This window comes from Carboxylicivirga taeanensis, assembly GCF_051851475.1.
GTDB lineage: Bacteria > Bacteroidota > Bacteroidia > Bacteroidales > Marinilabiliaceae > Carboxylicivirga > Carboxylicivirga taeanensis.
This window is the reverse complement of record NZ_JBPUSJ010000015.1, coordinates 56,488-76,968: the sequence shown is the minus strand read 5'-3', so window position 1 is coordinate 76,968 and position 20,481 is coordinate 56,488. Positions and strand designations below refer to the sequence as shown.

General features: G+C 42.8%; 19 protein-coding genes. 1 reads left to right on the top strand and 18 read right to left on the bottom strand.

Annotation, left to right across the window (positions count from 1 at the left end; translation table 11 throughout):
• Positions 1-23: 23 nt before the first annotated feature.
• The 12 genes from traK to ACSX1H_RS16870 form a co-directional block, all read right to left on the bottom strand.
• Positions 24-650 carry a conjugative transposon protein TraK gene (traK, locus tag ACSX1H_RS16925; RefSeq protein WP_439185421.1) on the bottom strand — a complete coding sequence of 209 codons (627 nt, stop codon included), beginning with the start codon at positions 648-650 and terminating at the stop codon, positions 24-26.
• Between the two features lie 157 nt (positions 651-807).
• Positions 808-1,743 (bottom strand): TraJ family protein, encoded by a 936-nt coding sequence (locus tag ACSX1H_RS16920; protein WP_439185420.1) that lies wholly within the window; start codon positions 1,741-1,743, stop codon positions 808-810.
• Positions 1,744-1,769: 26 nt separating this feature from the next.
• Complete coding sequence (locus ACSX1H_RS16915; protein ID WP_439185419.1) at positions 1,770-2,483, bottom strand: hypothetical protein; 714 nt, start codon at positions 2,481-2,483, stop codon at positions 1,770-1,772.
• A 10-nt stretch (positions 2,484-2,493) separates the two neighbouring features.
• Positions 2,494-3,144, bottom strand: a complete 651-nt coding sequence (locus tag ACSX1H_RS16910) for a hypothetical protein (protein ID WP_439185418.1) — start codon at positions 3,142-3,144, stop codon at positions 2,494-2,496.
• Between the two features lie 74 nt (positions 3,145-3,218).
• The gene (locus ACSX1H_RS16905; RefSeq protein WP_439185417.1) at positions 3,219-5,609 is read right to left on the bottom strand and encodes a TraG family conjugative transposon ATPase; all 2,391 of its coding nucleotides are present in this window, start codon (positions 5,607-5,609) and stop codon (positions 3,219-3,221) included.
• 14 nt (positions 5,610-5,623) lie between these two features.
• Positions 5,624-5,932 carry a hypothetical protein gene (locus ACSX1H_RS16900; RefSeq protein ID WP_439185416.1) on the bottom strand — a complete coding sequence of 103 codons (309 nt, stop codon included), beginning with the start codon at positions 5,930-5,932 and terminating at the stop codon, positions 5,624-5,626.
• A 3-nt stretch (positions 5,933-5,935) separates the two neighbouring features.
• Positions 5,936-6,244, bottom strand: a complete 309-nt coding sequence (locus tag ACSX1H_RS16895; protein WP_439185415.1) for a DUF4134 domain-containing protein — start codon at positions 6,242-6,244, stop codon at positions 5,936-5,938.
• 53 nt (positions 6,245-6,297) lie between these two features.
• A complete protein-coding gene (locus ACSX1H_RS16890; RefSeq protein ID WP_439185414.1) occupies positions 6,298-6,660 on the bottom strand; it encodes a hypothetical protein in 363 nt (120 codons plus the stop codon).
• Between the two features lie 674 nt (positions 6,661-7,334).
• Entirely contained in the window at positions 7,335-7,643 is a 309-nt protein-coding gene (locus tag ACSX1H_RS16885; RefSeq protein WP_439185413.1) for a hypothetical protein, read from the bottom strand.
• 31 nt (positions 7,644-7,674) lie between these two features.
• Positions 7,675-8,340 (bottom strand): P-loop NTPase family protein, encoded by a 666-nt coding sequence (locus tag ACSX1H_RS16880; protein WP_439185412.1) that lies wholly within the window; start codon positions 8,338-8,340, stop codon positions 7,675-7,677.
• The gene (locus ACSX1H_RS16875; protein ID WP_439185411.1) at positions 8,324-9,115 is read right to left on the bottom strand and encodes a hypothetical protein; all 792 of its coding nucleotides are present in this window, start codon (positions 9,113-9,115) and stop codon (positions 8,324-8,326) included. Before ACSX1H_RS16875 ends, ACSX1H_RS16880 begins: the two co-directional genes overlap by 17 nt.
• Positions 9,112-9,447 carry a helix-turn-helix domain-containing protein gene (locus ACSX1H_RS16870; RefSeq protein ID WP_439185410.1) on the bottom strand — a complete coding sequence of 112 codons (336 nt, stop codon included), beginning with the start codon at positions 9,445-9,447 and terminating at the stop codon, positions 9,112-9,114. Before ACSX1H_RS16870 ends, ACSX1H_RS16875 begins: the two co-directional genes overlap by 4 nt.
• 285 nt (positions 9,448-9,732) lie before the next feature.
• Here ACSX1H_RS16870 and ACSX1H_RS16865 point away from each other — a divergent pair, with 285 nt between their 5' ends.
• Positions 9,733-10,599 (top strand): RteC domain-containing protein, encoded by an 867-nt coding sequence (locus ACSX1H_RS16865; RefSeq protein ID WP_439185409.1) that lies wholly within the window; start codon positions 9,733-9,735, stop codon positions 10,597-10,599.
• Between the two features lie 205 nt (positions 10,600-10,804).
• Here the strand turns inward: ACSX1H_RS16865 and ACSX1H_RS16860 are convergent, their stop codons facing one another.
• The 6 genes from ACSX1H_RS16860 to ACSX1H_RS16835 form a co-directional block, all read right to left on the bottom strand.
• The gene (locus tag ACSX1H_RS16860; protein ID WP_439185408.1) at positions 10,805-11,428 is read right to left on the bottom strand and encodes a carbohydrate-binding family 9-like protein; all 624 of its coding nucleotides are present in this window, start codon (positions 11,426-11,428) and stop codon (positions 10,805-10,807) included.
• A gap of 172 nt (positions 11,429-11,600) precedes the next feature.
• Positions 11,601-12,269 carry a DUF2490 domain-containing protein gene (locus ACSX1H_RS16855; RefSeq protein WP_439185407.1) on the bottom strand — a complete coding sequence of 223 codons (669 nt, stop codon included), beginning with the start codon at positions 12,267-12,269 and terminating at the stop codon, positions 11,601-11,603.
• 34 nt (positions 12,270-12,303) lie between these two features.
• Positions 12,304-14,790: an outer membrane protein assembly factor BamB family protein gene (locus ACSX1H_RS16850; RefSeq protein ID WP_439185406.1), complete on the bottom strand. Its 2,487-nt coding sequence runs from the start codon at positions 14,788-14,790 to the stop codon at positions 12,304-12,306.
• Positions 14,783-15,655, bottom strand: coding sequence for an alkaline phosphatase family protein (locus ACSX1H_RS16845; protein WP_439185405.1), 873 nt, complete (start codon positions 15,653-15,655; stop codon positions 14,783-14,785). Before ACSX1H_RS16845 ends, ACSX1H_RS16850 begins: the two co-directional genes overlap by 8 nt.
• A gap of 348 nt (positions 15,656-16,003) precedes the next feature.
• Positions 16,004-18,040 carry a DUF4998 domain-containing protein gene (locus ACSX1H_RS16840; RefSeq protein WP_439185404.1) on the bottom strand — a complete coding sequence of 679 codons (2,037 nt, stop codon included), beginning with the start codon at positions 18,038-18,040 and terminating at the stop codon, positions 16,004-16,006.
• A 9-nt stretch (positions 18,041-18,049) separates the two neighbouring features.
• On the bottom strand, positions 18,050-20,461 hold the full coding sequence (locus ACSX1H_RS16835) for a hypothetical protein (protein WP_439185403.1): 2,412 nt from the start codon (positions 20,459-20,461) through the stop codon (positions 18,050-18,052).
• Positions 20,462-20,481: the final 20 nt, after the last annotated feature.

The window sequence follows — 20,481 nt, the reverse complement described above, 5'->3', positions numbered from 1 at the left end:
ATCTGATAAGTTTGCGCACTCAACTAAAAATTAGTGCGCCGGGTAGTTTGTAAATCACTGTTATCGTTTATCATCCAACCTTCAATTAAGAAGCCATGGGTATTGTTATCGGTGCGCGAAATGTTGCGTAATTGACCACTGGTGATGAGTTGCCGGATGGTGGTGTTGGACTTACGAACAATCTTCTGCTTGCCGTAATAGAGGAAGCGATAGGGATAGGTGGAGAAGTCCACTCGTATGGAATCACTCTGCAGTGTCATGCTGATATCCGAAGCAATCACCCGGTTATACAGGTTGTTCTCCTTGAAGGTGCGGTACTGCTTCATGGCACTTTTATCGGCCAGGTAAAGGGCTTCGCGGATATTACTTTCGATATAAGCTTTGTCTGGTTCCAGTGTGAAGAAGAGTTCATGGAAGCGCTTCACATGGTGACGGGCTTCGGCAGAGCGGTTATCTGAGATATCGGCCCGGAGAGCCAGCAAAAGCGACTGCCCATTATCCAGTACATAAATCTTCTGACGCGACTCGTTGACTAACTGCAGCGAACGCACAAAGGTGTATAAGCCCGCACCAATGGACAGCATGGTGGTGGCCAGCAGCACATAAACGGTCATTCTAAACTGGCGTTGTATATGGATGAGTTGTTTCATTTTATGTCAATAGACGATTAGATTAATAGATAATAGACCTTTAGAAGATGAACGCAGAGCCACTGAGGTACAGAGTCTTTGTTATATCACATTACCTTTCATTAGGTAAACTACATTTTGCATATCACATAAATCAATTATTGGCCGTGGTTCCACCCTATTTGAGAGCACCTTTAGAAACGGCCATCATGGCGGCTGTGCGAAGCATTCGTCCTCCTCCTGTATTGGTACCTGAGGCATTCACTATCCAGGTGGCAATTTTGGGGACCATCACCAGGCCACAGATACCACATACCGGCACTATCAGGCCGGATACAAAAAAAAGGGAGGACTGGTACATACCCATGGAGTTAATGAGGTTAATCTCAAAATCCAGCACGTAAATCAGCAGGTGCTGTGTCAGCGACAGGATAAGCATGGCGATGGGCAGATAAAGGTTCACATTGACAAAACGGGCTATCCATTGCAGGTAGCTCTCCTGAAAACCATCGAAGATGGAGATAGCAAAGACCAAGGGGCCAAAGATGACCAGCAGCACGCAGAAAATGGTACGTAAAAAGGCTATCAGATACACCACCACTTCAAAAGCCACTTCAGCAACCTGCCGCAGCCCCTCCATGATGTAATAGCTGATTTGATTACGCAGCGCCCGTCCACTCAGAATATTATAGGTGGTGAGCAGCACATTGATGCCTTTGTCCCACAGGTCGGCCTCTTTCTCCTGATTCTCAACAAACAGTGGCAGGTCGGTCATCAGGATGGCGTTTTGTTTCTCCTGCAGCTTCTCGGCCACCAGAGGTTGCTGGCCGTTGTAGATTTCTTCCGACAGGTAGGTCAGGCCTTGTGTGGGCACCAGCAGCAGCTGGATAAAAGCACCCCAGAAGGTAATGACCAAGACCAATGCAAAAGGCCGCAGCAAGGGCAATAACACAATGGGATTATCGGCTATCAACTGCTCAAAAATGCGTTTGGCAATGAATAAAAAGGCGGCGATGCCTCCAATGGCCCTGGCCATATCCACCAACAGGCGGGCATGGTCAATACCTGTCTGTATCAGGCTGTTGGTAAATTCAAAGAAGTGCTCAATGTTCATGATAATGGTCTTTGATATATGTTTGCTTACAGTTTTCCAAGGAAACTCAGGTTAGATGGCCATTCTTCATTAGTGTGTTGACAGACCCGAATCTTTTGTATTGTGTAGTGGATGGTACCGGTTAATTGCCGCACGCTCCGATTCAGCTCAGCCATGGCTTGCAGCTTATCGCCTTGTTTGGCATCCAGCTGGTTGATCATGAGCAGCTCCTCCAGGTAATGGCGGATGTCCTGCTCAAAGCCTGCGTGGATAGCCGATGGCACATCCTGCTGTTTCAAGTCATCCAGGGCCTGGATGGCCTTATCGAAACAGAGGCTGGTCTGGTAGATATCGGGGATGGATACCAAACGGCTCTGACGCAGAAAGGCGGCTATCTCTTCATGGGCCGTCTGGTTGAGATGTGTGCCTTCAATGGCTTGCAGGTTTTGATACAACGCGTCCTTATCGATGTTTTTCAATACCATCTTCAAACCATTGTACAAGCCCATATCCACATAGCCCTTGGCATCCATCACGGGTAATGAGGTCAAGTAGTAGTAATAGTGGCTGGGGTAAAGCCGTACAAAAAAGTGCGGTACCGGTGGCAACCAGCCCTTCCAGCTCACAAAAGCCAAAGGGTAATCATTATTCATGCGGGGGTAGCGTCCTTTCCATTTCTTGATGGCAAAAGCGTCTTGCCCCATAGCAGTGCTCGTCATCAATAGAAAGACGATTAGTAGTGATAGTACTTTGTTTTTCATAGCTGATGGTTTAACTGGTTTCGTAGAGGCTGTAGTAAAAGGCAAAGGTTTTCAGGTCGCCCAGCTGGTAGCTTTTCATGTATGAGGCATACAGGATTTTGTTATAGAGGTAACAGATGGTACCGTAATGACGGTGCACCTGCCGGTAGATGCCATTTATCACATCGTAGCGGGCCTTGTCATCCATCAGAAAGGCTTTGTCAATGGTGATGGTATTGAGCACTTCGGTCACCAAGTCACGGCTGTCCGTCAGGATAATATCAAAAGCCTGCAGGATGGCGGCGGCCTGCTGGGGCGTGAAGTTGTGGTCCTGTATCAGCCGGGGCACTTTCTCGGTGTAGATATCCAGTATCTTACCGAGCATCTGGCGTGTCTCCTGAATGCGCTTATAGTCTTTTATCAGGCCGGAGACATTCTCCACGGCATCCAACAGCTCCTGGTCGATGCCCAGCAGCTCGCCGGTGAGCCCTTTGATATCGCCGTTCAGGGCTTTGATGAGCAGGTTGTACCAGTTCATCTTGCTCAGGATTCCCTTCTCCTGTGTCCACAGGGCTTCCCGCTGAATGCCGGCTCCCACATCACTCACCGCCGCCTGTGCATGCAGCTGATGGTTTGCAATGAGTAATACGCTTGTTAGAATAATGGTGTAGATGGTTTTCATGGTTAATGATTTACATGGTTAATAAATAAACACAAAGTCACAGATACACAGAACCTTACTAGGGCAATAATGCTTTATAGGCTTGCAACACTTTCCAGAAAGTCAATAAAACTGTTATAATATAGCAGCTGTTGTTTAATGTATTCCTTCTCTTTCTCTTCGGAGGTATAGCAGTAGTACTCCGCCTGACTGACTTCCACGGCGAACACGCGCGAGTAGCTGCCCAGCCCGACAAAGCACTCTTTGAGCTTACGCTTGGCGGGCAGGTTATTATTGACGGACAGGATTTGTTCTTTCTGAAAGGGTGTTAAACCCAGCACCTGGCTGATGGTCTCAAACTTATTGGCAAACTTACGCATGTCCAGCAGTATCTTGGTGTCGGCATTGTTAATGATGGCATCTTTGATGATGGGACTGGATATGACATCTTCTATCTCCTGGGTGACCACAATGGCTTCACCAAAAAACTTACGGATGGTTTTAAAAAAATATTTGATGTAATCAGCCATCTGGGGCGTGGCAATGGCTTTCCAGGCTTCTTCAATGCAGATGATTTTACGCGTGCCCTTCAGTCGGCGCATCTTCTGCATAAAAATGTCAATGATGATCAACGTGGCTACCGGAAAGATAATGGGATGGTCTTTGATGTTATCCAATTCAAAGACGATAAAGGGACATTGGAAGAATTCATCGGTCTGCATCTCCTTATTCAGCAGGTAGTCATACTCCCCTCCCTGGTAGTATTTACTCAGGATAAAAAAGAACTCGCCACAGTTGAACATGAGGCCTTTGTCCTTCACCAGTCTAGGTATCCACTGTTGCACAAATTCATAGTAGCTGTTAAAACTGTGCTGAGTGTTGTGTGCTTTGTAATAGGCAGTGACCGATTGGGCGATAACGTCCTTATCGATTTCCGATAAATTGGGTTTATAGATGGTATAGAGCACCGACAGGATGGTTTGCTTGCGTTCGGTACTGAGCCCGTCTGTCAGTACAAAGGGGTTAAAGGAGATGGGAGTCGCTTCCGTGAACTCCACATGCATGGCGCCACCTTTGTCTTTCAGGTAATCATTCAGGTAATGCACCAGCAATTCATAGCTGCGTCCCACATCCAGCAAGACCACATGGCATTTGTCACTCTCTGCATAGTGGCGCATCAGGTGGTTGGTCAGAAAGGATTTGCCGGAGCCGGAACCGCCGATGATGATTTTATTGCGGTTATGTATTTGGTGCTTTTGCATGGGTTCATCGGAGATGTCCACCTTTACCGGACAACCGTTCTGCCGGTCGGAGAAATGGATGTAAAAAGAAGAATCACTGCTTTGGATAGCCCCTTCAAAGTTTAAAAAGCAACAGGCCTCCCCCGTTTGCATCAGCATCAGCTCGGTCTCAGGCAGCTGGGTGCTGCCGGGCATGTTGGCCCAGTACATCAAGGGCAGGTCAAAGCTATGGCGATAGGGCAAGCAATTCATCTGGGAGAAAGCAGTACCGGCTTCGCTGCGTTTTACCTTCAAACCCTGCAAGGACTCATCAAAGAGCATGAGGTTGGCATGCACCTGCACGATGGGCTCACCCCCTTGCTGCACCGTTTCCAGGAACTGACTGATGAGCTCGGCATTGAGCTTATTCTCCGTCGAAAACTTGCTGAGCGAATAGATTTTCTTGCGGGCCGCCTCCAATTGGGCTTTGATGATATTTTGAGGACCTTTGTAGATAAAGCAATTGGTAATGTGCGAAAAGGGCAAGCCAAAGCAAATGGGATACACCATGGAAACAGGTAGGCTGGTGCTGCTGTGACGGGATACACAACTCACCTCTGAGGGTACATGATTGTAATCACTTAGGCTATAGCATTCCACAAAGTGGTTCATCACTTTCAGGTGATCCCGAAAATCCAGGTTACCCAGCATCTGGGTAGGTTCCTGAAAATTCATGCCCAGGTAGTTTTGCATAAGTTGGTAAAGGTCGCTTTGGCTAAGGCATTGACTAGGTATCCCCCCTTGCCTGAGCTGGGCCACCACGTTGTCTCGGATTTCTTCCAGCTGGTCGGTTTGTTGCCGGGCGTTCTGTCTGACTCTTCCCGGCTGAATCAAACTGGAGCCCAGAAAGGTCTTCAGCAGTCCGGTATTCATCAGGCTGATAAACAGGTAGGCTTTATGTGCCAGGTAGCTTCTGCCTTTAAAATGCTTCAGGTAGGATTGGCTGAGAAAAGAAGATGTTTCGTCCTTACTTTGATAGACCTGCTCAATAAAATAATCCTGGCGGTGCAGAAGCGTACCGGCCGGTAACATAGCCAACAATCGCCGAAAGGTATCGTGCAGCTTACTTAAATCGGACTCACTGCAGGCCAAAAGCTCGGTTAACTGAAGCTCTATTCCAATGGTCATATCCAGGTTGTTGGATAAGAGAACATCCCCATCAAACCCCAATACAGGAAGCGTCTCCTTGATACTTTTGACTTTCATTTGCAGTGATTTGATTAAAACAGCTGTTTGATTTCTTGTTTAATGCTGATTAAGGCCGGTAGTTGTCTGGCGATCTGCTTTTTCTGAAAGCCGTCCGGCCCCAGTGTCTGTTGTAGCTTGTTGAGCCGGTACAACGCCACCAGTAAGAGGGGAACGACGACCAGTAATGCGATAAAAGGGCTGGTCAGCAGGTAGAGCCCTACAAATACACCCAGAGCTATCAGGATGGCATACATGGCTTTGTACACAAGCACGCCACTAAAGCCTTTGACATAGATGCGGGTATCTACCTTGCTGATGTGAAACGTTGATTTGCCCTTCATATCCTAGCCAAAGAAGGCCCGTATCACCACGCCCACCAATATCAGAAAGAGACAGGCGCCAAACCAACCCATCAGGGCTTTCTGAGTATCCTGATCACCACTCTGCCATTTGATGTAGACGCGGATGCCCCCAATCAGACCCACCACGGCACCAATGGCAATAATGAGGTTGGCGATGGGGTCGACATAGGATTGAACTTCGGAGGTGGCCTGGTCAATGCCTTGTGCTGATTGGGCTAGTGTGACGGTGATGCGCAGGACAAGCAGCCCTGCTATCAACAGGCTTCTTCTGAGATTGCTTTGTTGTTTCATAAGGCGTTTATGTTTTGTGATATTGTTTTTCCGATAGAGAGATGGGGTATTCGTCAGCTCTGCTGTAGCTCGTATTCGATGTTGCTGAGGAAAGCGTCCTTGTCCTCCAGCTGCGTGCTCTGGAGGGCCTCCAGCACATAGCCGCTAAAGTCGGGCTCCTGGTTCATCATTACCTGGATGCTATCCTCATCCCTCAGCTCATAATGAGCGGGTGCAGACGGGTAGTCGCTTGCTTTAATAGCTTTATGTGGTACTACATGATGTGCCTGATGCGCTTCTGCTTCAAAGCTGGTCTCTTGGGATTGTTTACCTTTCTTCAAAGCCAGGTAAAGTACTATGACCAGGTAATAACCAGCCAGGCAGAGTAGGATGCCTTTAGCAAATTGCCAGTGGGAGATGTCGTCTAATCCAAACATGACCTTTGTGTTAGTAAAACATTGTTTGTAATGGTCTGATTCTGCTTTCAGAAAAACCATGGTACAAAGTTTCAACCCTTGGTGGAATAAACTTGACAACTTGCTAACAGGTTGCTATAAATTCTTTTTAATTGATATGAATTGGGGCATTTTGATATCGCGTAAGCCACTTTATAAATAGGGATTGGTGTCATTTGCAAAAGGAAATTCTGGCAGGGAGCAATAATTGATGGGCATGACCTGATTAGGTGGAAAACTTAGGTGGATTTTTTTCTCTTCTTCAGTGAAATGAAACGTAGCACATCGTTTTTGATAAAATCCAGCTGTGTTTCACCCGTTTGGACAGTCAATAGCAGGCGCATCAATTTTGTGCTGCAAAGAATCGCTTTTGCACATCACACCTCCCGTTATACCTTTGCGGGCGCGATATCTGATGCCATGGCTCAAAAGATGGCATCACTGCCTATTAGCTGCTAATACAGGCCTGTTTGTCAAAGAGGCGAGCTGAGTATGGTTAGGATGGGTATAAGGCGGACTCAGTGAGCCGATGAGACCATCAGGACATTGTGCCTGGCCTTAAGCGTAAAGGGCGCTTTGGGGAATGATGGCTGCTATTGAATTAAACAGATGGCTACTATTGTGCTGGCTTTTCTCAATGGGCACGGGACATTGACTTACAAAAAGATGCCTTCATTGATGACCTTTTGATAGATAGGGGTATTCTTTAGTTGTTGGTGCCACTTGTCTTTAGCATAGATATAAATGGAAAAGTTGTAAGTGCTGGCCAGTTCCAGTTGGTAACAGGCTTTGAAGTAGGCTTGTTCGGTTTCAAAAGTTACTTTATCGGGAGTCAGTACATAGATTTGTATGGCTTCCTCATGGCGCTTACCCTGGGGAAACAACAAAATCAGCTCTGCTGCCTCATCAATGGATTGGATGTGCTGTTTTAGCAGCTCTGTGATATCCCCTGCCTGCTTCTTCATACTCTAAAAATAATCAGGATTTTTTAATTTTTCATTGCCGCTTATCACACGAGCTACGCCCGAAGCTAACCAGGTTAAACATCTCTCGCATACGGCTGCGCAGGCGGTTGCCATACAGCCCTTCGAGCTCCGATGCGGACAGGTTGGTGGTCAGGTGAGTCAGCATCTTTTTCTGGATAAAATGGTCGTAGCGACTGAGCAGTATCTCTCCCATCACATTGCATTCATTGCCAAAATAATGCACGGGCCGTTCAATGCCGATATCATCAAAGCAGTAGGTTTTGGGCTGATAGCAGCCAGCCTTAAACTGGTAGGAGCCCTCTGTATATTTGTGCAGCACCTGGTAGCCCTGCCGTATAAAGTTAAAGGTAATATGCCGGGCGGATAGCATCGTAAAGCGTTGCCTGGGCGGAAAAAAGTAATTGACCAGTTGCATCAGGCTGGTCTTGCCACAACCAACAGGACCGGAAACCAGCAGGCCTTTATCGGGATTCAGGCCCTGTTTTGCCATATTGTCCTTATCCCCGATGGCATAAATCAACAGTTTATACAGGATGGGATGGTCCTTCTCCTGCAAGCTGAAATGGGAACCATAGCGTTGCTTCCCTGCAGCTTCTATCCAAGCCAGAGAGGCGGAAAAGCTATAGTGTATCCAGCCATCTTGTTGCCACCGGATGGGATTAGAGGGGTTCGCCATAGTCTTTATCGTTTGAGGTTGCCAGTGGGTTATCTCTCCCCATAGCCCGGATTCGCTGGTATTTATTCCTGTTCAACAACCAGTTGCGCGCGGCAGCCTTCCAGTCCTTCATGGGACTTTTGCCTCCTACCCGCCAGCCATTGGATTCAAAATGGTTGAAAAAGCGCTGCGCTTCTTCAACCGGGCCTTCACGGCTTTGAAAATAATTTTCTAGTTCGTCTAGCGTAGGTTTCTGAAAGCGCTGTCTTTTTTCGCCAGCGGCATTCCTGGTTGCCTGCACTTCGTTATCGATAGGTGCGGGGTGAGCATCGCGTGCGTGCTCACTAAGGTTTTCTGGTGTTTTCTGATTGTTTATAGTGTTTAATACTGTTTTATTAGTGTTTATTTTAATGGCTTCACTAGTTGTAGCACTGCATGTTCCAGTGCTACTAGCACCGGATGTTGCAGCAGAAGTTGCACTGCATGTTTCACCACTTGTAGCACTATTGCAACATGCTATGATTGTCACACAGGAAGCCTTGTACATGCTTTTGGAGGGCTGATAAGAGATATAGCCCCATTCATCCAGCTCATGCAAGGTCAGGTGGTAGTACCTCATGGAGCCTATTTTGGATAAGGGCATCAGTTCGCCACGCGCAAAATAGATGGTTTCCGGGAATTTGAATTTATTCCACAGAAAGAACAGCGCCATATACATGCTGATATGACGCGGTATGATGCGCTTATCCATCGTAAAACTCTCCAAGACCTGGTTCAGGTGCCGGATGTAGTTCATCGGTCAAAACGGGTTAGGGCGGTGACTTTGTTTTTGCTAATCATCTTCTGGATGTCTTTGACATCGTAAAAAATGGTGCCGCCTACTTTGGTGTATGGCAGACTGCCATTGTCGCGTAGGTTCTGCAGCGTACCGGGTGAGATACCCAACAGCTCCCTCACTTCAGCACTTTTTATCCACTTTTTAGTGGGTGTCAGGTTGTCGGCCACAATCTTGCTGAGCTGTTGCAGCAGGTCCTCTTTAAAGTCTTTTAAATCGCCGATGGTGACTATCTGGTCACGGAAAATTTTTTCACGTCCATAACTGACGTCGCGTTCTGATTTGAGTGTCATAACAATTGGGTTTGGTTCAAAATTGATGAGCTACAAAGCTCTAAAACACTTTGCAATTAACCAGACAACTTGTTAACAAGTTGGGTGATATTTTTATTCATGAAACATTAATCCAATCATTAAACACCTATTAATCAATACTAAATAGCTTTTAAAAGCATATAAACTCCTATTTATCAATAAATTTATGCCACTCACCCAAATGCAACATCTGTACCATTTAACCTCCCCTTAAGGATCTAACTTTATTTATTGATAGCAATAAATAACCCTAAAACCACCCCCATGGAAGAGAAACAAGATGATGGCTGTAAGACTATTATGGATGAATATTCAGAAGAAATACTATCTATCAACATTCACACTGAAGCCGCTTTGAAAGAGTGTGAGAAAGGGATCACGATTTGTAAAACCTACATCCAACACCTAAGAGAGAAGGTGCTGCTGGGCTGCTTCCAAACACAGGAAGATGAAATTCACTTTTTTAAGCACATCAAGCCCACCATCGTGGGAGATTGTCTGTTCTTCTATTACCTGCATCGCATTCTGACCAAACGCAGGCAGTGTGCCTTGCATGAAGAAGTGGATTTTATTCACAAAAAACTGAGAAAGTATACGGGGTTCTTGAAGAAAAACTACATTTGCCACGCCTACTATTCCCAAAATAATACCAGGTTGGACCATGAGTACTTTATCCGCTGCAACCTCCAGGCCGATAACTACAACTACCACCCTTACTCAATGATGGATAGTGACTTTGCTACCAGTAAAGACTACTTGTTTGCCGACTTCTACGCCCATGAGAAAGTCATTAAATATCTGGAAAATGAACTACTCAGTATTGAGTTACGTAAAAAAGAGCGTCTAGCAATTTTTAGTGAATTCATAAGTAAAACGTCCTTGCACTGGACTGCCAAACATGTAGATTTTGTGGAACTTCTCTATGCTTTAAAAATATCCAGAAGCATTAATAATGGAAAAGTGGATATTAAAAAGGCAGCCAAAACGCTCTGCACTATTTTTAATCTAAGTGAATTGGATGTCTACCGGGTATTTGTGAGTATTAAAAAGCGCCAAAAAGACAAAACGGTGTTTTTGAATTATCTGAAGGATTGTTTGGAGAAGAAGATTGAGGAAGATGAAAGTATCTAATAAAGATGTGGCAAACCAATTAACTTAGAGTATTCTCATTCCAATAAAAATATAAGTGAATAAAGCATCTATCTGTGTGGAAAAGCATTTTTTTAAGTAGCACCTTATTAGATAACTACCTGGTTTAGTTTTGAAAGGTGCTACTCAAGCCACAGTATTTACATTGATATAATTGACGTTAAATCAATATTCTTTTTTTAAAAAGTTACCTGACTAACTCTAATGAGCCAAAAAATCCTGGCAAATGAAAATTAGGAGTATCATGAGATATCGGATTCCATGATAAAAAATGCATTTCATTTTGTTTATCACCACATTTATAGAAGTTTGCCTTGAGTGTTTGTCCTGCTTCAAACTGACTTAGATCATCTCCAAAAATTATTTTTGGTATAATAATTTTCATTTCCCAAGTCGTTGGTGTATCAGTAATATCAATAGGTTCTGTGCCCAGAGATGACTTTGTCTGTATTTTCTCGACTAAACTCTTATCCAACCACTTTCGATCTTTATTATTCACCCCTAAACCAACCAACTGAGTGCCAATGCAATTAAACTCAAAATTATAGTATTCTTCATCTTTAAAGGCAATAAAAAACTCAACACAACTATCCTCCCAAACAGGTCCATTAATTTCAGTGCAAACGGCCTTCGGGTGCAGTTCATAAACTTTATATTTGAGATATAAGTTGTCTGCATCATATGCAATTCCAAAATTAACCTTAACATCAACCTTATAGTCCCAATTATCGCAGTCAATTGAATTAACCGCATCTGGGAACAATACCTGCCCTGAAGCAATTCTTATTGGTTTTATACTTAATTTTTTCATATTTAATAAAAACTTCTAATTATCAACTCAACCAGTATCACACAACCCTATTGGTCAAATTGTTACACATCATCATTAATATATACTAACTATTTACTCCTTGGTGACAAAAAATTGTATTCACATGATTTGAACCAGTAATCACTCTCCAACTGAAATGTTTGTTTATATCCTAATTCAGTTCAATACCAATACACATACCATATATCAGCATATTTTTTGCAATATACCGATTCAATTTACTTTGAAGTAACAGGTAAATTGATGGTTCTACCTTCCCCCTTTTACCTTGTACACCAAGGTAACTTCTAATTCTTGATATTCGGCCGTCACTTACAAATAATTCTTCCTGAACATAGGGACTCAAATTCCATGATGTCATTCGTAAATGAGGCAATACTTTCACATCCGTTCTATAGCGGAATCTTGTAGGGCTCCTCTCAAAAAATCGCATCTCGAATCGCTGTCGATTCCTTAGCTTCCACATGCCTAGTGCTTTACTGCCGCTAAAACGTAACATTGGCCGACTTTCATAGGTCCAAAGGGCTCCCTGTTTATAATACTCCTGACGAAACAGTGCTTCTGCAGTTAACCAGCTATTGACTCTATATTTTATGCCGCCTTCTATAAACCAATCATAGTTGCCCTTCTGAACGCTGTATAAATCATTGAACAACAACCCTAATATTAACTTTTTATTGAAAGATGCATATGCATATAATTCTTGCCAATACTCATCAATCACCTCTTCGGCATCATCTCTAGCCACTACCGGATTCACAGAAAATGTAAATAAAATAAGGAGGAATAGAATAATTCCTCCCTTATCATTGAACATCATTAAATACTTATTTTTAATTTTCCTTTAACATTAATTAGTTAATACAAAAGCAATAAACATTCCCGGCAAAATCAGCCACGTAAAGCTGATTTCCATTGGACGCTGCAGTAGACATAACAGGAACTCCAAGTGATTTCTTCCAAATTAAGTTTCCACTATCCCTATCCAGTAAATATAAGTTTCCGTCCATGGCTCCAAAAAACACTTTATCTCCTAGCAAAAGCGGCGATGATTCGATTGACTGCTGATTATCTGAAAAATAAGATGGTGTATAAAAAATAGCCGGATCCACTTCAAATAACCATTTGCGACTGTATGTATCCCTATCAAACGCGCCTAACCCTGGATGAGCACTACCTAAAATACATAAGTTATCAGTTACAACAGGTGTCGAATTTCCGGCATGCCTCATACCTGTCTTCATTACGTTTTGGGTTGTTCCTGTTTTCGCATCCAGCAACATTAGTTTATCCTCTACAGTAACCCATAAACTACCTTGATTGAAACTTAATGTTCCATCGCGATACCTGAGGCCTTCTTCCTTTCTTTTCCAAAGAAGCTCCCCCGTCAACGCATCATGACCATATAAAGCCCTCCAGTGAGATGAAGTTACCAATACGCCATCTGCTAATGTCATCGTTGGCACAGAAGCCTCTCCTCCATCCCAGGCCTCATTTTTCCATATTAAATCTCCATCTTCAGCATTTAAGGCACACAAAGAACTTCCAAATCCTGTATAAATAAGGTCACCATCCGTAACTAAGCCCGAAACAAAACCTGGCAAACGATTATAGTTTAAATCCCTTTTCCAAACCAGTTCACCCGAGGAAGTACCTAAAGCGTAAGTTATTCCTTGCATATCAGTGGCAATAACTAAGCCCTTAGCTATGACGATTGTATTTTTAACAGAATTAACTAGTTGATAGCGCCAGATAACTTCGCCACTGATTGCGTCGAGTCCAACAATCGCACAGTCTTTGGCGTTGTTATCATCAAATGTGGCCATAAATACTTTATCATCATAAATGACTGGTGAAGTCATGTAAATATTACTCCCTAAGTTAGTACTCCATGCAAGCTTTGGCTGTTCTACTAACGCTTCACAATGTCTGTTATGCATGGCATTTCCCAAAAAGTTAGTCCAGTCGTATCCTTTGCTGACCTTCAAAGACGTTCTATTCAATGTAAAAGGAACTTGCTTAACCATTACTTCTCCCCCCTGAAGGAAAGCATTCACAGTCAGCATGTATTCTCCATCCTGACATTCCTTTAAAGGCCATTGCGCCTGCCAGTTCCAATCTGAAGCCTGGTGCATAACTTGCCAATTTTCTACATCTTCAAGATCATGCCAGTCTGGATAATCACCGGATGCCCATATGCGATAATTCACCTTTTGAACCTGTGCTCCACTGTGATACACATTAACAGACACACCTAATTCAGACGGATCATTAAGCAACAGATCATTGCCAACAGGTGCAACAACCTCAATTTTTCGAGTCGCGTATGTCCAACGCAACATCGAGCTAATAGTACCATTGTCATCTATATTAACTACACGATATGATGATGGAGAGTGATCTATTCCTCCTTTGGCAGCCACTGCTGTTCCGTATGAAATCACTGAACTATCCCCTCCATGATCCTTCACCATGTTGTTATGCCAATGCCCATATAGCCATGCCTTCAAATTATAGTTATTGAAATTTATCGAATCAGTTTCGTCAATCTTAAAAACAAACTGTTCATCATCTGTCAGTAGATCATGATTAAAGATAATTTTTGGGTGAGTCGCTTCATACTTACCTAACAAAGTCTTTAACCATGCTCCAATATCCTTATGAGTGAATGATGGTTTATGATCACCTCTCATCATGGGTGTTACTATAAAAAGGGTATTCCCTTCTTCAAAAGCATACCAAGCAGGCCCAAAACACTTTTCATAAAATTGCTCACCATACTGTCCTTCTACCATATCATGATTCCCCAAACAATAGTATACCGGCACTCCCATGGTGTTCGAAGTGATATTTTCAGCATGCCACAGCATCCCTCGTTTATAACACATATCACCCGTATGTACTATAAAGGCAGATTGATTTACATCAGCATACTCACGCACATTATTCACCCATTCTTTGTATTCAAATGTTTCTGTATCTGTTATCTGTAAGAAATTCACTTTTGACCGCACTGATTTTGCTGACATGGCAAAAATATATTCTTGTTTCTTATCGTCAATTGGCACATACCAATCAACACATGAATAATCGGCAGGTTGGTAAACGCTTATAAACCTGTTTTTCTCCCATCCAGGAAGCTCATAACGCCCACGTTTGTCGGTTACAACAACATGATACCCATCGGACACTTTAATCCCGCTTATCCCTTTTTCTTGATTATCCTGAATCCCATTTTGATTGACATCGTCAAAGACACATCCCTTAAACCCTTTCTTTGCGACTGCTTCCGAGGTAAAAAAGAAAAAACTCAAGCCTAAAATTACAAGTACCCTATTCATTGCTATCCACTCCTTTCACTTCGCCATCTAAATTCCAAGCTTCCTTAATTTCCAATCCCATAACACTCATGGCTGTTACTGCAACATCAACTACATTGACTGGCTCTAAAATTTCTCCTTTTTGCACGTCAGGTCCATTGATTACATAGAATATAGTGGTATGTGTTGGAATATCTTTTCCATGCCCAAAGTTACTTCCCCCATGATCGGTAGTAACAATGATATGCCAATCCTCCTGCTCAACATTATTTCGCCTCATGATGGCATCCACCATAACACCCACCAAAGAGTCTGCTTTCTCAACCGACTGTACATATTGTTCGCTTTGTAGTGAGTAATTATGAGCATGACCAGCATGGTCCACATCGTCCAATTGGACAAATACAACATCAGCCATTTCCGTTTCGATTAGTTCGACCACCCGATTAGCCACCTTATCATCCGGCTTATAGCTTTCAACAATATCAGCTTCTCCTTCTCGAATTATTTTATGAATCGGCGCCCAATTCACCACTGAATAGGTTTTCAGTTTATTATTATGTTCTTTAATACGATTGAAGAAATGCGGATAGTTTTCAATATTAGGGTTCTTATAGGAATTGGTGGTGACATTATGCTTTTCGTGCCAAACCCCTGTTAACATGCCTGTCCAGCAGATACCACTACTACTAATTGGATCTGTTTTTGCACTAAAAGAATAGGCTCCACCCTTTACCAAACGGTCTATATGAGGCGTATTGGCATGAAGCAACACATCAGGCTTACAGCCATCAATACCAATTATTAAAACTTTTTTTCCTTTAGCTTGTGCAACTGAGTAACAAGACATTAATAAAACAGAACAAAAAACAAAAAATTTCTTCATACTATTCATTTACAACTATTTATACATTACTATAAAATACTTAAACAATCTCATGCTATCGTCAGGTTAGCCTGTCATCTTCTGTAACATACAGTAGTACAGAAATAATACTCTACAAGAATTACGACATTTCGTAACTAGTCCTTGGGCAGATAGATTCCTTTGCTCCTTTTAAAAAGATAAGAAAGACGTCATACCTCAACAATGCTTAAACGTTTAAGCATTGCAATAATACAACTCTCAGAAACAAATTACAAATGCATTAGACTTTAGCTTAAAGGATATACGAGCAACTTCACATAACTTTTGAATAGCCCTATACACTTTTCAGATTTGGATACACTAATACTATTGGCCCAAGCACATTAATTCACCTGTTCCTCCAGGAATATTTAACGTATATCTTATTTTATTATTTCCAATATCTTCTCCACTCATTGAGACAACTTGACCTGTTCTTCGTTCTACCATTTTCAGCTTTTTCTGCCTGTAATTGGTAAAATCAATAGTTATAGTTACAAGTTGAGCATTTTCACCAGCATCGATAATTTTCTTATTATCATTCACCGGATTCATGATCATAAAAAACTGATCGTCGCCATTTTTAAAAAAACCAGGGTCGCCACTTTTCTCCGTTGGAATAATATCATAATACCCAATAAAAAGATCACCTTTAACAGTCGTATTAATTACTACATTTTCTATTGTTGTAATAAAATCGTCAGTCGCACTGCTCCAACGTTCTGCATCACCTGAACTAACTCCGTAAGTATAAGGTGATGACCCGTTAATTAAACATATATTGCTTGTTTGCAAACGAACCAAGTGCTTTCCAATATTTTGGCTTTCCTTGTTACAGGCCTCAATTATTTCAGTATAATTGTTATAGCTTCCAGGTTTGCCATCTGTCAGCAACATAGAATCACCATCACGCTGTTTCAAGCGGAAAAATGATTGCCACTTACCACCATATACCCACGTCATCCAATAGTAGGCACGCAGTTGACTTTCGGTGATATTAAAACCATTCAGCCAGCCTTGAGTATATTGTCCGAATGCCGGTATATTATCCCTATTTCCTTCTAACCCCCATAAAGCAACAGAGCGATATTTGCTTAAACGTCCTGCGGTGCCACTGATGAATATAGGATAATTTTCATCACTCAGAAAATAAGTATCATAGGTTAATACATCGGGCTTGCACTTTTGGGCATATTCCTTTAATTGGTGGAATGTCCACTGAGGTCCATACTGATTGTTCTGAACCAGGGCATCGGGGTAATGTGTACGTGCCACCTGATACCATTGATCCAGCTGGTCTAATAAAACCACAGAATAATCCTCCTCATCTCCAAAAATAATATTGGTCATCTGAGTTACATAGGGTATTTTTTTAGCTTCCAAAAATCCGTGTTGCATTTCATAATTCGTTGGTAAAACAGGTTCTCCTTCCCCTTTGTATAGATGACCTGAATAGGGAGCCAACTTACGCCCCCACTGCATTTGTGGATTTGCAGCCAGCAGCTCACTTTGAAATCCATGACAGGAATTAAATCCCAATGTATTCCAATCGGTCTGTGATACCGTGTAAGACCAACCGTCATTAGGATCATATTCGTCGCCTGTCCACACACTCAACTGTAAACCGTGCTTGATGAATAAACGATTGGCATTATATTTTGGAACTTTAACTCCCGGTATCTCATCTTCATCAATATCAACTACAGCCACCGGAGCATAAAACTCATCAATAGCATTATTTACCGGTTTGTATAGAGTATTATAAGTTATTGGTTGATCGAGATCAACATTATCCAACTCGATCCACTTATTTGATTGCTCGCCTTCCACCCTGATTGCCTGAGAAGTGCCTGTATTGTCCTTCCACGACAAACTGACTCCAATATCAGTTTTGTCTACAGCCTGTTCAAACCAAATCATATACTTATCTGCTTGATAATCCTGATTTCTGATAACTCTATTTTTCAACTGCGATATATAATTCTCACCATAGATCGCCGCATTCTTTACCATTCCATTTGATCGATGACCGCTCGTATTTTCTGTCATAAAAGTGAGCTCGAGTACTCCTTCAGGGAGTTCATTCTTACTTCCAATTAATAGCTCCAGCACCTCCGAAGACTCATATTCAGGAATAATTATAGTTACAGCTGTATCTTTCGGCTGTTTCCAACTCACCATAATCACCTTAATTTTAGGATCCATCACCCGGTACGTGCATTTTACTCGTCCATGTCCGGGAAACAGGTCCACTATTTCTATTCCACCTGTTTGACGAAATTCTTCCGTCATCACATCATCTTTACTACAAGCTATTGCCCCAACTAAAGTAAGGATGATAAATATATATTTTATACAATTCATATCGTTCAATTACTTATTCAGGATTAAGGTTTTCTTTAATGGCAGCTTATTACTGGCTGTTAACCACACCTCCGGGTTAAGCTCTTTGGCATCCGAGTTCACCAAAACAACTGCTTCTATTTCTTTATTGAGCATCCACTCCTCAATAGGGAAATAGTAGGTGTAATTACCGGTCACCACATCTTTATGACAGACTCCTGACTCCCAGGTATTAGAAGGATAGGAGATACTTCTGTCTGGTGCTCCTACATACTTTTCTCCAACTTTCAGAGCAGCATAGGCGCCTTCATTGCCATGCTCACCATTCACCGCCACACAGATATAGGCTCCTTTCTGCATCTCATTCAACTCAAATGAGGCCTTCCATGCACTTTGGGGTTCAATTTTCGCAAAATCAGCAAACAGATTAGAGGCTCTCCAGTTTTCACGGTTCACTGCCATCCCGGCTGCATCCAATCCAATAATCTCGGTAATACGATCGGGGAAGCGTGGTATCTTGATGTAACGAAACATTTTATCAGCCGGAAAATTAATTTCAATGTTATCAGCAATGAAGCCGCTTACCTGCTCCCACTCTTGCAGGTCGTTTGAAACATAGGCGTAAATGCCTTCTTCCGGCTCCAGGGGCTGCAAAGCATATACATCAGGCACCTTCAAAATTAACTGGCTAAGTGCAGTAGGCCTCCCCATGTCTATTCTTAAACAACCACCATTGATTCTAAAATCTTTATAACGACGACGACACACATAAAAACTAGTTGCTTCGTCCCCATCAAACAGGTATTTGTCCCAAACGCCTCTTTCCACAAAGCGATTCTGATTGAAAAAAGCATCACGTGCGGCTTGCACTTCCGGAATTCTAGTAGCGCCAGAGCGTTGCAGCGATCGTACTTCCAAGGCGTTGTTATCGGCTGCAAAACAGGTGGACTCGTAAAGTGCCATGGCATCGGCAGGTATATCAGCTGGCCTGGCGTTGGCCAATTTTCGGTGCCATTCATTCTCCATTTCATCACCTTCAAACCTTACATTTATGGTTCTACCATCAAGTAATCCATTCACTTTTTTTCCGTCAAGGGTGGCGGAAGTGTATATATCACCTGCACTCCCAAGTGTAAATTTCCAATTACTCCCCGGCGCTCCTAGCAGGTTGATAACAATTGATTTATCTTTCACATTACGCACCAACTGGTATTCGGTACCTTTCACATAAGGCTCACACTCTTCTTCTGACGATACTCTTATAAGACATGTTTTAAAGGGCAAAACCTCAATGTCGACTGATTCACCATACTCAAATGAGCCATAATAAAATTCGTTCGGATGATGTGAAAATACCTTCACGCTTTCATTATTGTCAGCAATACCGATCTCCTCATCCAACGAGATGGTATAAGTTGTAGTTTCCCAGCTGTTATTTCTTAATGTAATCAGACGTGTTTGTCCATTCCCACGCGAAACAGCATAAGGTCCATAGTTCTCCTTTGGCAGAATCTTTCCATTAACCATTATATCACGATACTGACGATGCAAGTTGAAAATTCGTGCCAATTTTGCATATTCGTCATCATTCAGTAGCCAGGGATTTCCATAGATCTCGGGCGCCAGAATCAAATTACGGTTAAAGGCCTGAAGAATGAGCTCGTCGTCCCAAGCATCCAAGCAGGATGAAATACAAACACCATGATCTTCGGTCAATCGACTAAATCCTGGAGGAAACCCTCGAGTTAACGCTCCTGCACGATGGTGAGGAGCCGTCGTTTCGTTCCAGATATGACAATCTGTGTATGTCTCAATACCTTCCCAAAGAAAAGTTGTTGCGTATGGCAAACCCTCTTTTAATCCTAAGCGGTGATTCAGCAAGATCAGATCAGGACTAAACTTTCGACACTCTTTCATCATTTCAATGAATGCCTCTTCCTTTTCCAATGGTAATGGGCCACACACTTTATCAAATTTAAAGAGCTCAAACTCGTACTTACGACATAGCTCCACCATTTCATCAATGCGGACTTGGCGCTGTTCTGGTGTATTGCCAAAACCATCGGGGCCGCCCCAAACTCCCAATCGAGTACCCAGATTTTTCGCTTTTTCATAAATAGGATCAAAACCATTAGGAAATTGCCTCTTAAATCGCTCACTTTTGGTACTCCCGTAAAACTTTGCACCGTCGATAGCACCCGCATCAAAAGCATAGATATCTAAATGCATACCATATTCCGTCTTCAACCATTCAAAAAAATCCAGGTTAATCAGGGTATGCTCCTCAGTTGCGCCCTCATTAGTGTTATTAATCCAAGAAAAGTACTGTGCCCTGGACGGTGTTGTTTCGTCGGCCCCGGGAAAAACTGTTTGTTGACCTGTTATCACTTGGACCACAGTCCAAAATAAAAATACCTGGATAGCCACTCTATGATTCTTCATATTCTCTAAATAACCTTTAC